Below are 14,855 nucleotides of genomic sequence, written 5' to 3' on the forward strand. Positions count from 1 at the left end.
AAGAATTACCGTTCATTCCTGCTCATCAATCCCCTGTCGGAAAGTAGGTTCTACTAGAAATTAAAAATTCATAACCCTGAAAAAAAAACAGCCCAATTTGCGCTAGAACGTGCAAATTGGGCTGTAAGGCTATTTATTAGATTTTTTGATATAATTTTCGATGGCCATGATCATGGAAGGAGCTTCCGGTGAAGGCGCAGCAATATCAACGATTAGACCGGCATCATTTACTGCTTTATGGGTGTTTAATCCAAATGCTGCGATGCGGGTATTGTTCTGTTTGAAATCGGGGAAATTGGTAAAAAGCGACTGAATGCTGGAAGGACTAAAGAATCCGATCACATCGTAGAAAACTTCGGCTAGATCTGAAAGATCTGAAACCACAGTTCTGAACAATACAGCCGGGGTAAAGTCATAACCATTCTTCTGTAAGAAGTTCATGGTGTCTTCAGTTGCCATATCAGAGCAAGGGTATAAGAACTTATCATTGGAGTGTTTCTTCAACACTTCCGCTAAATCAGCAGCGGTTTGCTTACCGAAGAAGATCTTACGTTTCCTATACTGAATATATTTTTGGAGGTACAAAGCGGTAGATTCTGAAATACAGAAATATTTCAGGTCAGCAGGCACATCGTATCTCATTTCTTCACAAATTCTGAAAAAATGGTCTACGGCATTTCTGCTGGTAAACACTACTGCAGTAAAATCACTCAAAGTGATTTTGTCTTTTCTGAAATCTCTGGCTGGAATGCCTTCAACATGAATGAATGATCTAAAATCAATTTTCAGGTTGTACTTCTTTGCCAAATCAAAATAAGGAGACTTCTCTGTTTCCGGTTTTGGTAAGGTGATCAGTATATTTTTCACTTTACGTAACCTATCTTCTGTCTTTTCTTGCATTTTACCTAATTACCGCTTTAAAATCCTATTGCCTTGATTAATATTAATATAGGGCAAATTTCGAGGGCACAAAAGTACAAAAACAAATACACTTTAGAAAATCTATAATGAGATAAAATATTTATCCCTGCCCTAATAAACTGAAAAATAAAGATAATTGCGAGAAGTACAAAAGAAGCTACCACGTAGTAAGCTCCATACCTTAAAGGAGATAAGGCAAATGCAATTACCAGGGGAATGAAAACTAAAGAAAGATTAAAGTAACTTAAATATAATATGGAAACGTATTCATTTACGGCTTTTTGCACCTCAAACAGGTAGCCTAAAAGACGTAAAATGAGAATTTTTACGACGTATAAGACGATAATAAGGATAGAAATACTTGCATAAAACTGAAAACCACTACTCACAAAAGCGAGGTGATAATACTGGGAAACCAGGTAAAAAAACATACCTAAAGTAAATCCGAATTGTACAAACAGGAGGAGAAAAGGCCATGAAGTAAACAAATTATCTTCCCTATTCAGGTTATTGAGTACCCGATTACTAAAGAAACTCTGCACAATACTTTGCAATTGTTTGGAGAATGAAATTTTTAAAGCGGCGAATATGGCGAGTAAAATCACCAATACTCCCAGTACCCAACGCTCTCCTCTGGGCAAAGGTTTACCTGTCCGGAAGGCCGAAACTTTCTTTACATCACCCATTTCCTGGTAACGTTGCAAGAGGTTCGTGCGTCCAATGGTATTGGCTTTAATGATGCTATCGATAATGATGTTTTTATCAACCAATGAATCCGGCAAAATCCAGGTATGGGTCATGATTGAATCCGTCACAAATTTTTGTCTGGCGAAGTATGCCGCATCCTTAACTACTCTCTTTGGATAGACCCGACTAACCTGCAGGGTATCCGCAGCAACAGCAGTGGTCTGAGCGTAACCTTTAGAAAAGACAGCCATACAAAAAAGGAACAGCAGCAGGATGATGCGATTTAAATTCATTGCTGCAAATTTAGGTTAAATATGCATTAGTTTTCCAACGGTTTTCAGATCCTGTATTAAGGATAAACATCCGTTTAAAATGAGGGGAATAAACGCAGGGAAGAGCTGAGGTAGTATCCGACTAGAGTGGCGGGTTCGGATAGGGTTGGGAAAGGGTTCCCTTAGGGTTGGCTTAGGGTTGAGTTAGGGTCTTACTAACTGAACTCTATCCGAACCCTAAGCCAACCCTAAGGGAACCAGCTACTGTTTCCGACCAGTAACTGGCCTCTTTTGATAATTTATCAGTGTAATTTCAGGAGAATTCCTGACGCAAATTATTTGGCCAGTACGGCAAACAAAGGTTTATCAGAATTTTATTATGGATAATACAGAAAATTGAGTGATTAAGACCCAGAGATTTGAGTTATGCTGAAATCTTGGAATTTGAATTTTGAAACAATTTGAATACTGACATTTAATACCTTAATAGATTAAAGCCTACCTTTGCCAAATGTCCGGTATTTATATCCATATTCCATTTTGCAAAAAGGCCTGCACTTATTGCGACTTCCATTTCAGCACTTCATTAAAGTACGTTGATGAGATGACTGATGCGATTTGCACAGAAATCATTAAAAAAAAGGATAGGGTTGCCGACCATCAGATTGGCAGCATTTACTTTGGCGGAGGCACACCTTCCGTACTCCCTACCGCAGCATTTGAAAAGATATTCAATACCCTGACCAAGCATTTTTCGATTGCTTCGGATGCAGAGATTACGATTGAATCTAATCCTGACGACCTGGATGCTAAAAAAATCAAGGAATTGAGGCAATTGCCAGTAAACAGGTTTAGTATTGGCATACAATCTTTCTTTGAAGAAGACCTGATCTGGATGAATCGTGCGCACAATGCACAAGAGGCCGAAGATTGTATCAAAAGAAGTCAGGACGCCGGATTTGAGAATCTAAGTATCGACCTGATTTACGGATATCCCCTGCTTACCGATCAAAAATGGCTGAGCAATATCAATAAAGCTATAGAATTTCAAACACCACATATTTCTGCTTACTCCCTAACTGTTGAACCCAGAACGGCCCTTGCCAGTGCCATCAAAAGAGGAAAACAGACTCCGGTAAATGAGGAACAAAGTGCCGAACAGTTCATCACGCTCATCGATAAATTAAAAGAAGGTGGCTTTGAACATTATGAGATTTCGAATTTTAGTAAGCCTGGTCAGTATGCGGTTCACAATACCAATTATTGGCGTGGCATTCCTTATATGGGTATTGGTCCTTCTGCACATGGCTTTGATGGCCATACACGCTACCTGAATGTGGCCAATAATGCGGCTTATTTAAGTGACATCAGAGAAGGCCGTTTACCGGAAACGATAGAAACATTAGACCTGTATGATCGCTTTAATGAATACATAATGACTTCATTACGCACCATGTGGGGAACAAGCCTGGATAAGATTGCTGCAGATTTCGGCAAAGTATTTCTCGCTGATACGCTTAAAAGTATCAAACCATTTGTGGAAAGGAAATGGCTGATAAATGAGAATGATCATTTAACTTTAACCTTAGATGGCAAGTTATTCGCAGATCACATTGCTTCGGAGTTATTTTTAATTCCCGAAGACCACCGTTAAAACCTGGAATTTAACCCTTAGAATAGCCTTACAGAAATGAAAGATAAAGTGATATGGATCACCGGAGCCTCATCCGGCATAGGAGAAGCATTGGTTTATGCATATAGCCAGCTGGGTGCTAAACTGATCATTTCTTCCCGCAACCGGGATGAATTGTTCCGTGTAAAAGGCAATTGTAAGAATAAAATGAATGTCCATGTCTTGTCTTTGGACTTGGAAAATACTGCTGCACTGGCAGAAAAAGCAACAGAAGCTATTCGAATTTTTGGCAAGATTGACCTATTGATCAATAGTGGCGGGATTAGTCAGCGGGGACTTGCATTGGAAACAGACCTGGCCGTAGAACAACGGCTGATGAACGTCAATTTTTGGGGTACTGTAGCCTTGAGCAAAGCGGTATTGCCAATGATGATAGAAAATGGTGCCGGTCAGATTGTTTGCATCAGTAGTTTGGTAGGGAAGTTTGGCACCAGGCTCCGTTCTGCTTATTCTGCCTCTAAGCATGCTTTACATGGTTATTTTGACTCTCTAAGATCTGAATTGTATGATCAGGGTATTCACATTACCATCGTTTGTCCGGGTTTCATCAAAACCAATGTTACCCTTAACGCTTTAACTCCTTCCGGGACTCCTCAGGGAACAATGGACGAAGCACAGGAAACAGGAATGCTACCTGAAACCTGCGCAGACTTGATTGTAAAAGCGATAAATCTGCGGAAAGAAGAAGTTTATATCGGCGGAAAAGAAGTTAAAGGAGTATGGTTGAAACGATTCTTCCCGCTAAAATTCTCGAAATACATCAGAACTGCAAAAGTTACTTAACTGGTTCTACCAATAGGAATTTCTGGATTGATTTTTGACCCATTGAAATCTCAAAAAAACAAACTATGAATTTTATCATCACACTATTGGTCAATGCGGGGATTTTACTGGGTATGACTTATGTACTCCCTAGCGTAAGAATTAAAAACTATGGTACTGCCATCCTCGTTGCCTTAGTGATTGGGTTACTGAATGCAACTTTAGGCTGGGTATTAAGGGTACCGCTAAATGTCGTTACTCTAGGATTTCTATCCTTCTTTGTTCATTTAGTGGTGACTGCGGTAATGATCAAATTAGCAGACAAGCTATTTGACGATTTCGAAGTTACCGGATTTGTGCCTGCGCTGATCATCGCTTTAGTGATGGCAATAGTTGGTGTGATCCTTTAAAATAAACTGCTGCAAGGAACACCCGGTTATATCAGACGCAAACGTTTGCGCAAATATTTTTTAATAGACTAGAAAACATCCGGTTATAAAATAAAAAGGCGGCCTTTCGAATGGGTATTCGAAAGGCCGCCTTTTTTTATTGCTATTGCTAGAATACTATTTAATCGGTTTAATCCAATACGAGTATTCGTGTGCAGCAAAAGGAACTCTGTATTCCCTTAATGGCATAGAACCCCAGCTATCAATTCCTTGTAAACCACTCTGAATCAAATCAAGATGCATATAAATGCGATCTCTCTTCACTAATTCTCCTGAATGGTATTGTTTTTTATTCACTTCAGGATCAAGATCATCCACACTATATGGCAGTGCAGAGAAGCTCAACAGGCTATCTGCCATACCGAAGCTTAATCCTTTTCCTTTTTTATCCGTGAAATTAACCCAACGTACTTCCGTTTTATTTCCGCTTTCCTGTGGACGTGCATAAGGGAAATACTGCTCATCCAATGTCTGGCTGTATACGCCAACGAAAGAAGCAGTTTTACGATCTGAATAATTTTCACCTGGCCCACGACCATAGTAATTGATTTTGTTCAATCCTGCGTTTAACTGTAAATCATTACCAATACGCAACATCAATGGATATTTGCCTTTATTCGCTTTGAAACGGTTATTTACTTTTAAGATTCCGTCAGGTCTGATGCTGATCGTTTGTTCAACGGTAGCATCACCATTCACTACATCTTTCTTAAATACCACGATCACTTCTCCTGAAGGAGCAGTAGTTACTTCCGCAACGTTTACTTTAGCTTCTGCATAAGCAGTTCTCCAGGCTCTAAGTTTGCTATTGAAACCAGCACCGATATCATTATCTGTTGGTGCGCGCCAGAAACCCGGTTGTGGACCTTCAGTTAACAATTGCGTTCCTTTTACGGTATAACCAGTCATCATTCCTTTGTCAAGGTCTAATGTTACTACGAAATCTTTTCCTTTAACCTGTGTTTTGCCAGCTGCTTTTTCTACCGTTAATGTACCTGCTGCTGCTGGCCGATTTACCGCTTGTGGCGTACCATTCCATGCAAATTGTTCGGTTGCAATGGTATAATTTAATGGAAGGAAAGGTTCTGCTGTTTTTAAGTCGTAATACACGTTAAGGAAGTATTCTGATCCTGCTTTAGCTTTCGTTTTAACTGCTAAGCTCAGTTCTTTTTCAGTCCTTGGCGCAATGCTAAGTACGTTCTGAGTTCCTTTTTCAACGATTTTACCATTCTCTAACAACTCCCAGTTCAATTTCACATTGTCCAGTCCTTTGAAGAAATACGAGTTGTTTACACTAATGGTATTGTTGCCATTGTATTTGGTTTTGACGTATTGGTACACCTTTTTCACTTCTACTGCCATTGGAGTCATGCCACGATGATTCGTCACCACTCCTTTTACACTAAAGTTATTATCGCTAAAGTTTTCATTTACCGGACCACTCAAAGGAAAATCACCACCATAAGCATCAATACGTTTTCCGTTTTTCACAGTATCAATTGCCTGATCGATCCATTCCCAGATGTATCCACCTTGTAAGTTCGGCTGACTTTCGATTACATCCCAGTACTCTTTAAAGTTACCAAGGCTGTTTCCCATGATATGTGCAAATTCGCTCATGATCAAAGCACGGTCTGGCTTGCTGTTCGCATAGCTTTTCAACCAGTTTGGATCAGGATACTGAGGCACAATCATATCGGTATTGAAATCTTCTTCTGCACGCTCGTATTGTACCGGACGACCGTCGTGTGCTTTCAACCAGTCGTAACCTTCATAGAAGTTTCTTCCGTTACCGGCTTCATTTCCTAATGACCAGGTAATTACCGAAGAGTGGTTTTTATCACGCTCATACATTCTTGTAATACGCTCCATATGTGGCATTCTCCATTCTTTATCATTTCCAAGCGTGTAAGCAAGGTCATAATAACGACCATGAGATTCAATATTCGCCTCATCAATTACATATAATCCGTATTCATCGCAAAGCTCCATCCAGTATGGATCCGGTGGATAATGAGAGTGTCTCACTGAATTTACGTTCAGTCTCTTCATCATTTCCATATCCTTCAACATATCTGCTTTGGTTAAGGTATGTCCTTGTGTAGCGTTATGCTCATGGCGGTTTACACCTTTAAAGAACACTCTTTTTCCATTTACAAGGAAGTTATTATTCACCAATTCTACCGTACGGAAACCAATTCTTTGCGGAATCACTTCCAATACTTCGCCCTTTTTGTTTTTAAGGGTGATGAATAAGGTGTAAAGGTTTGGCGTTTCAGCAGTCCATGCCGCAACATTAGGGATTTCCGTTTGTAGCTTTACATTGGCTTTATAGTTTCCAACAACCTTATTTACTCCCTTTGTTTCTTCTGTATAGACCGTTTTTCCTTTCGGATCCACCAGTTCTAAAGCTACAGAAAAGGTATCCGGCGTACTGTGAAGCGTTCCTCTTTCAATTTTGTAGTTGTTGATTTCTGCATCAAAAGATAACAATCCGTTCTTGAAAGTTTTATCTAAAGTAGCAATGGTTTTGAAATCTCTTACATCTACTTTTGGCGTAGAATACAGGTAAACATCACGTTCTATCCCAGAGATTCTCCACATATCCTGACACTCAAGGTAGCTACCATCACTCCAACGGTATACCTGTAAAGCAACTAAGTTCTCTCCTTTTTTCAGGTATTTAGTGATGTCGAATTCCGCAGCAAGCTTACTGTCTTCACTATAACCAACTTTCTTGCCATTCACCCAGATGTAAAAAGCTGATTTTACCGCACCAAGGTGGATAAAAGTCTGACGGCCATCCCAGTTTTCTGGAAGTGTAAACTTCTTTCTGTACGATCCTACAGGATTATTATCCTCAGGGATGTCAAATGGAGGATTCATCTTCTCTCCCATCAATTTACGACCCGCAAATTCATAAGGATGGTTTACATAGATCGGTAAGCCATAACCATTGGTTTCCCAGTTGGCAGGTACTTTGAAATTATCCCATTTGGTATCGTCGAAAGTGGTCTTAAAGAATTCTTGTGGACGTTGACGCGGGTCTTGTACCCAGTTAAATTTCCATTGCCCGTTCAAAGTTAAGAAGTAATTAGACTTCTCCTTTTCACGCTTTGCTGCCAGTGCTTTATTTTCATAAGCAAATGCCGAAGCACGCATGGGCATCCTGTTTACAGAAACCACCTCTGGAGTTTGCAACTCCGTCGGTAATTGCTGGCTCATTACTGCCGAAGAGGCCAATAATAAGGATAGTGTGGTAAAAATTGTTCTCATTTGTGTGTTTAGATTGTATTGCTAAGTCGAACGTAACCATATTTTAGCGATTAATGCCCCAAATGGGCAACGCAAACGTTTGACTGATTTTAGATCCTTCTTTTGCTTTCCCTTTTCCTAATTTCATACCACAAACCACACAAAAACCAATAAACACACAAATGAATATGAAGAAATTAAGTTTTTTCCTTCTTGCTTTTCAGCTACTGATCCTTCCGGCATCCTTTGCCGGAAGCAGGGCTGAAATCGAGCCTGAAAGCATTACCATCCCACTTGGAGGCAATGCTTATGTAGAGAAGGGCGGCTCTGCTAAGATCAAAGATCAGGGCCTAACCAACTGGAATAAGGCCTCAGATGTAATTGCCATTTATTTTAGAACAGAGACTCCAGGAACTGCAGACTTATCGCTTAAACTGCGTATCCCTGAGGGAAACAGCAAAATCAGTGTTTCCATAGCGGGAAAGACTTTTACTAAAGAACTAAACAATGCAGCCACTGAAATTATACCCTTAGGTAAGGTAAATATCAAAGCCGCAGGTTATGTTAAAGTAGAGTTGAAAGGGATCAGTAAAACCGGACAGGTATTTGCCGAAGTTTCAGACTTATTAGTCAGCGGATCAGCCTTGGCAAAAGGCGCTGTGTACGTGAAAAATAGCGAAGGTGGCTATTTTCATTGGGGCAGAAGAGGTCCTTCCGTACATTTAAACTATGTTATCCCTGCGGAAGCAGCGGAAAAAGTAGAATGGTTCTATAATGAAATTATGGTTCCTAATGGTGAAGATAAACAAGGTACTTATTATATGGCCAATGGATTTAGCGGTGGTTATTTTGGCATGCAGGTGAATTCTCCAACAGAACGTAGGGTACTTTTCTCTATATGGAGCCCATTTACTACGGATGATCCGAAATCTATCCCTGATAGCATGAAGATTGTGCTGTTGAAAAAAGGGAATACTACTAAAACCGGAGAATTTGGTAATGAAGGTTCCGGCGGACAAAGCTATATGCTTTACCCATGGAAAGCTGGAAAGAGCTATGCATTCTTAACACATGCAAAGCCTAATCCTGGAAAAAACACGACTACTTATACGGCTTACTTCAAGGATCTTGAAAAAGGAGACTGGCAATTGGTAGCGAGCTTTGATCGCCCGCAATCAGCTGTATACCTGAAAGGAATCTACTCTTTCCTGGAAAACTTTTCTCCGCCAACGGGTGATCAATCCCGCAGAGGAGACTATAAAAACCAGTGGGCTATTGATGTTTCCGGAAAATGGCATGAGGTAACAGATGTGATTTTCACAGCAGATGCTACAGCCAGAATTAACTACAGAAAAGACTATACCGGTGGAACAGACGGAACTTCTTTCTACTTAAAAAATTGCGGTTTCTTTAATGATTTCACTCCCATTAAGACGCCATTTCATAGGAAATCTACAGGAAAAACACATCCTGAAATAGATTTCAATAAGCTGCCATAGGTAGGTAGCCTGCGATCAGGACTGGGATTAGAATATCATTTGGACACACACCGGAAGCCGGTATTCTCCAGTCCTGTATCCATTGAAGACTTCATTTTCGAAGTTACTCTATAGCCTTTACAATACGAAGAATGACACATAAATGAACCGCCCCTAATGATTTTCTTTGGGATCCCTGGTTCTGCAGCATCATAGCTGTCTTTTGGCCCCTTTGGGTTTACAACTGTTGCTTTTTGCTGCTGATAATAGTCCTCACGGTACCAGTCTGCCGTCCATTCCCATACATTTCCTGCCATGTCATATAAACCATAGCCATTTGCAGCAAATGATTTTACAGGTGCAACACTACCGAAACCGTCAGTTTTTTTATCTGCATAAGGAAATTCTCCCTGCCAGGTATTGGCTTTGACTTTTCCTGTTGCCAGGTCTTCATCTCCCCAAGGGTATTTCTTGCCGTTCAAACCACCTCGGGCAGCATACTCCCATTCGGCTTCTGTAGGTAAGCGTTTTCCAGCCCATTTCGCATAGGCATTGGCGTCAAACCAGGATACCTGGGTAACAGGATGATTCTCCTTGCCTTTAATGCTACTCTTTGGTCCTTGGGGGTGTTTCCAGCTTGCACCGGGTGTCCAGCTCCACCATTGAGAAACATCATTGATATCTACTCGTCCTTTTGGTGGCGAAAAAGTTAAAGATGCAGGTTGTAATTGATCGTCTGAAGGCTTTGGAGTGCCAGCAGGCAGTTGTTTTTTGATTTCCTCCCAATCCGGTTTTTGCTCCGCCTGGGTAAGGTATCCTGTTGCTTTTACAAATGCTGCAAACTGAGCATTCGTTACCTCTGTTTCATCAATCCAGAAACCATCGATTTTCACTTCATGCGCAGGGTATTCGTCTCTACGTCCCTCTTTATCGGCAGCGCCCATTTTGAATGATCCAGCAGGAATAAATTTCATCCCTGCATGAGAATGTAACTCATTTTTTGTGTCTTTCGAAAGTGTTTCTATCCCGGTAACTGCACCATATCGTTTCGGAAGATTGGAGTTGCAACAAGCAGTATCATTAGGATTTGAACCCGCCATCCTGGCGCTGGTATCAGTTTCTGTCCCGGCAATAGCCGCTCCTTTATCCTCACTACTTTGATTACAGGCGACCATCGCCGACGCTAAAAACAAATACAAAAACTCTTTCTTCATAAAAATACGGGTCATGTTCAGCTTGCGGTTGATAGGCCTGTGGGATCATTACAGACGCGCCTGAACTCAGCTTAATGAAGGGCAAATTAATGATAAAATATTAAACTCATTCATCTTATTTTTAACGCATCACACCAATTTTACTTCCTTCCCAATCCGGGAAAAGGACTTTATCATTATGAAGATTCAAATGCCGGTCTGCCACCTCAGAGAACACACTTCTAAAATCGGTCGTTACAGCCAGGTCTCTCCCATCTTCCAGATTTTCTATGGCCATAGGTTGAACATTTCCATGTACTAATCCACCATTCACGCCATTTCCAAGAATGAAATTACAGGAAGCACGTCCATGATCTGTTCCCCCTGTTCCGTTTTGTTTAACGGTTCGGCCAAATTCAGTCATGGTCATCACCGTAACATCATCCTGTAAAGTCCCCATATCCGTCCAAAAGGCCATAATACTATTACTCAGGTCGTTCACATTTCTGGCAAAAATCCCGGTATCGGTGCCCTGGTTAAAATGGGTATCCCAACCCCCGGACTCCGCAAAAGCAACCTCCATCCCTACGTTCATCTTGATCAATTGTGCGATTTGTTTGAGGGAATTTCCTAATGCCGAATTCGGGTAAACAGCGCTATTGGCAGGTTTATAATTCTTTGTATCCGTTTTCTGCAGCATTTTTATAGCTTCAAAGCTTTCCTTTCCTGTATCCTTTAATAAGTTAGATGAGGTCTGGTCGTACAAATCTTCAAAACTCTTGGCGGCCAGATTGGCTCCTTTCAAATTGCCTCTCATTTGAATATTAAAATCCTGAAGGTTGCTAATTGCCAATGCCGGATTTGCTCCATAAAAGGACCTTGGCAAGGAAGAAGTTAAGCTTACACCCTGAAAAGGTGTTGCCCCATCATGTCCCAATAATCCTACCGCCCGGTTTAACCAACCACTATCCGTCCCTTTTTTAAAGGGAGTTCCTGATTCCATGTAATCCTGGGCATCAAAATGAGACCTGGTATTGTTCGGAGAACCAATGCCATGTACAATTCCCATTCGTTTTTCCCGAAATACAGATTCAAAGGCTGCCATCGAAGGGTGAAGACCAAAACGACCATCAAGATCTATTAAGGGGGTGTTTTTTGCTGCTTTAGCAGCGCTCATAAATAAATTTGGCCGGGCTTGTTGCAGATATTGATCTGTAAACGGTGTAACAGCCATCAGTCCATCCATCGCGCCGCGCTGAAAAATACAAACCATTATCTTCTTTCTGTTGAATAAGCCAGGAGCCTTGGTATGGGCTACAGCCTCCGCCAGAAAACCTGGAATTCCACCTAACCCGATCCCGAATAATGCCAGTCCACCTGCTTTAATAAACCCTCTTCTTGATGTCATGATTTTCTTAATTTATTTACGCTGAAATTCTGGAGAACCAATGATCACCCCAACCACTTGTGCCAACATTTCATGGTTATTCTTTTTATTGCCTTTATTCACATTTTTATCCACAACAATTGAAGAATTTGCTAATTTCCCTCCCTTTGATTCTATAGATAAATCCTCCATTTGGCTTTGATTTACAGCTCCTGTTTGACCTGCTGCATTAGCCACCTTATTCGTTAATGCGGGATCATTCAACATTGGTTTCAGCCTTTTAAAGGTTGCCGTTAAGTTGCGCTCTGGCATCATGGTTTTCCCATAGGATAACAATGCTGCTTCGGCACTTTCTGGCTCATGAAAATCATTCAAAGCGATCAGGTTAATGCTGATACCAGGAATCCGCTGAGCAGCTATGGCCAATCCGAAATTCATTCTATTGAGTAAAGAACCTGTATTTATCCAATATTGTCCCTGGTCAGGAAAGCCCGTTGGTGCCTGATAATAGTACATTTTTTGTCCCATTTTATTGACCCAATTAAAAACCTGATAGGGCTGTGTAATGTCTGCATCCAAAGCCCTAAGCGTACTAATGGCCAATTCAAATGGGGATTTTGTTTTTTCCCGGATAGCGCTGCTGCTCCAAAATTCGGGAGCCTCCACCATTGCCATCATCACTTCTCGTATATCTCCTTTAGATTTGGTAAAAGCCTTTGCCATCTTGTCGACCAGGCTTTGCGGAGGATGGTCATTTACAAATCGGGTCGCTATTTTCTTGCTGATGAATTTAGCCGTTGCCGGATGATGTGCAAGTAAATCAAACAAAGCAATTCCTTCATCATAACCGCCACCCTTAGGGAAATGCTGTCCTAATACCATTTTCTCTCCATTGTCATGTCGGTTTGGAACGAATAGAAAATCATGATCTCTCACAAAACCTCTCTTTTCCAAGTTTTCAACCCCTACCTGATCAATGATCTTTTTCATCCCGGCACCATAACCCTCCTCACCCATAGGTGCAATGGTCCAGCCGGTTAAAATCCTTGCCGCCTGGGTTACATCTGATTGAGTATATCCGCCATCTACGCCTAAGGTATGCAGCTCCATCACTTCACGCGCATAATTTTCATTCAGTCCTCCCGATTTTTTCTTCGGTACATTGGGCTTCCGATTTTTATTCATTAGCAGCTGCACCTTATTCCCTGTACCCTGTGGCCCTAAACTATCCTTTAAAGGAGTTCCAGTACTGCTAAAATTATCCAGATAGATCAACATTGCTGGAGATTTCGCGGTAGCAAGAAGTAGATCTTCAAATTTTCCTGTCACATTAGGACGGATCACATCACGCTCATAAGCGGGAACAAAAGCTGCACACTGATTTTTTGTGAGTGAGACATTGAAATGATTGAACCAGAAATCGGTTAATAATTCCCTTAACTGGTTATTGGTATAACTTGCTCTTAGTATCTTTTGATTAATGAATTGTCGCAATAATTCCTGCTCTGGCTTCAAGCCTTTCTGCTCCATGTAAGCACGGATTTTTGCCCGGTACGCCGGCTGATCTCCCTTATTAACAGAATCTTTATTTATAAAACCATCTTGTATAGCCAGCTTTAACACACGATTTGCCCTTGGATATTTATTCTCAACTTCGGCATTACTCAAATTGATATCCTCATACTTGCTCAATAATAAGTTCAGCGTATCATCAGGAAGTGCTCCATCTAATTGCTGCCGAAACCATTTCTCCAAACCCATTTTCAATAGGGCATCCAGCTCTCCTTTCTTTGCCCCATAGGTGAATCTGCTGAGCAAATGTGCTGCCGCCTGACGCTCAGTTAACCCAGCCTGACGGTAAGGGAACGATGGTTTAGACCATTCTGATTGCCCCTCTTTAAAAGAACAGAGAATAATAGTGAGGAAGAAGACCGCCATAAATGAATAAAGAACCTTTACCGGTGTTTTCATATAATTGGTAATTTGAGATATGATACTTATGACCAATGGAATAGAAAAAAGATTAATGCTTTTTTAAATATAACAAAAACCGACCCGAACATTTCCTCGTATCTGCCCATACAAAACTACTATCATGAAAAAAACATTCTTTACCGTAATTGCCCTAGTAGCTATGGCATTCACAACACAAGCACAGAAAAATCCAATGGTTGGTGGAGCAGCGATGTATGCCAATAAAGACATTGTTGATAATGCAGTCAATTCAAAAGATCATACTACCCTGGTTGCAGCTGTAAAAGCAGCCGGCTTAGTAGAAACTTTAAAATCAGCAGGGCCATTCACTGTTTTTGCGCCTACCAATGAAGCATTTGATAAACTCCCAAAAGGAACGGTAGAAATGCTGGTAAAACCAGAAAACAAAGCCATGCTGGTTAAAATCCTTACCTATCACGTAGTTCCTGGAAAAATGACCGCTGCCGATATCGCAAAAGCAATTAAAGCCGGAAATGGTAAAGCAGAATTAACGACCGCTAGTGGTGGCAAATTATGGGCATGGATGGAAGGAAAAAAACTAGTATTGAAAGATGAGAAAGGTGGAATGTCTACAGTAACCATTGCTAATGTAATGCAGAAAAATGGCGTAATCCATGTGGTTGATACTGTCTTAATGCCTAACTAAAAATTAATTCCTGCCATAACATTGTTCCTGGCCGAAGACTTTTCCTGTTAGATGATTGTTCGTATTAGAAAACCTGCAAACTGCAAAATTCTGAACCTTCATTATTCCACAGAAAAA

11 protein-coding genes are annotated in these 14,855 nt (G+C 40.9%); 5 read left to right on the top strand and 6 right to left on the bottom strand.

The annotated features are described in order from the left end of the window. Positions 1–129: 129 nt before the first annotated feature. Positions 130–900, bottom strand: a complete 771-nt coding sequence (locus R2S10_RS22385) for a uroporphyrinogen-III synthase (protein WP_316842650.1) — start codon at positions 898–900, stop codon at positions 130–132. A 17-nt stretch (positions 901–917) separates the two neighbouring features. Further along, a complete protein-coding gene (locus R2S10_RS22390) occupies positions 918–1,901 on the bottom strand; it encodes a DUF4271 domain-containing protein (protein WP_316842651.1) in 984 nt (327 codons plus the stop codon). Positions 1,902–2,391: 490 nt separating this feature from the next. On the opposite strand from R2S10_RS22390, the gene hemW reads away from it, so the two are divergent. The 3 genes from hemW to R2S10_RS22405 all read left to right on the top strand — a co-directional run bounded on the left by hemW (position 2,392) and on the right by R2S10_RS22405 (position 4,745). Beyond that, positions 2,392–3,534: a radical SAM family heme chaperone HemW gene (gene hemW / locus R2S10_RS22395; RefSeq protein WP_316842652.1), complete on the top strand. Its 1,143-nt coding sequence runs from the start codon at positions 2,392–2,394 to the stop codon at positions 3,532–3,534. A 36-nt stretch (positions 3,535–3,570) separates the two neighbouring features. Further along, positions 3,571–4,356 (top strand): SDR family oxidoreductase, encoded by a 786-nt coding sequence (locus R2S10_RS22400; protein ID WP_316842653.1) that lies wholly within the window; start codon positions 3,571–3,573, stop codon positions 4,354–4,356. A 65-nt stretch (positions 4,357–4,421) separates the two neighbouring features. Beyond that, positions 4,422–4,745: a phage holin family protein gene (locus R2S10_RS22405; RefSeq protein WP_316842654.1), complete on the top strand. Its 324-nt coding sequence runs from the start codon at positions 4,422–4,424 to the stop codon at positions 4,743–4,745. Positions 4,746–4,901: 156 nt separating this feature from the next. Here the strand turns inward: R2S10_RS22405 and R2S10_RS22410 are convergent, their stop codons facing one another. After that, positions 4,902–8,060 carry a glycoside hydrolase family 2 TIM barrel-domain containing protein gene (locus R2S10_RS22410; RefSeq protein ID WP_316842655.1) on the bottom strand — a complete coding sequence of 1,053 codons (3,159 nt, stop codon included), beginning with the start codon at positions 8,058–8,060 and terminating at the stop codon, positions 4,902–4,904. 167 nt (positions 8,061–8,227) lie between these two features. On the opposite strand from R2S10_RS22410, the gene R2S10_RS22415 reads away from it, so the two are divergent. Further along, positions 8,228–9,538: a DUF3472 domain-containing protein gene (locus R2S10_RS22415; protein WP_316842656.1), complete on the top strand. Its 1,311-nt coding sequence runs from the start codon at positions 8,228–8,230 to the stop codon at positions 9,536–9,538. Between the two features lie 35 nt (positions 9,539–9,573). Here the strand turns inward: R2S10_RS22415 and R2S10_RS22420 are convergent, their stop codons facing one another. The 3 genes from R2S10_RS22420 to R2S10_RS22430 all read right to left on the bottom strand — a co-directional run bounded on the left by R2S10_RS22420 (position 9,574) and on the right by R2S10_RS22430 (position 14,068). Next, positions 9,574–10,731 (bottom strand): formylglycine-generating enzyme family protein, encoded by a 1,158-nt coding sequence (locus tag R2S10_RS22420; RefSeq protein WP_316842657.1) that lies wholly within the window; start codon positions 10,729–10,731, stop codon positions 9,574–9,576. Positions 10,732–10,852: 121 nt separating this feature from the next. Beyond that, positions 10,853–12,118, bottom strand: coding sequence for a DUF1501 domain-containing protein (locus tag R2S10_RS22425; protein ID WP_316842658.1), 1,266 nt, complete (start codon positions 12,116–12,118; stop codon positions 10,853–10,855). A 12-nt stretch (positions 12,119–12,130) separates the two neighbouring features. Then, positions 12,131–14,068, bottom strand: a complete 1,938-nt coding sequence (locus R2S10_RS22430; RefSeq protein ID WP_316842659.1) for a DUF1800 domain-containing protein — start codon at positions 14,066–14,068, stop codon at positions 12,131–12,133. A 124-nt stretch (positions 14,069–14,192) separates the two neighbouring features. Between R2S10_RS22430 and R2S10_RS22435 the strand changes: the two genes are divergently transcribed. Then, on the top strand, positions 14,193–14,738 hold the full coding sequence (locus R2S10_RS22435) for a fasciclin domain-containing protein (protein ID WP_316842660.1): 546 nt from the start codon (positions 14,193–14,195) through the stop codon (positions 14,736–14,738). Positions 14,739–14,855 lie beyond the last annotated feature (117 nt).

Source organism: Pedobacter gandavensis, assembly GCF_032678745.1.
Lineage (GTDB): Bacteria > Bacteroidota > Bacteroidia > Sphingobacteriales > Sphingobacteriaceae > Pedobacter > Pedobacter gandavensis_C.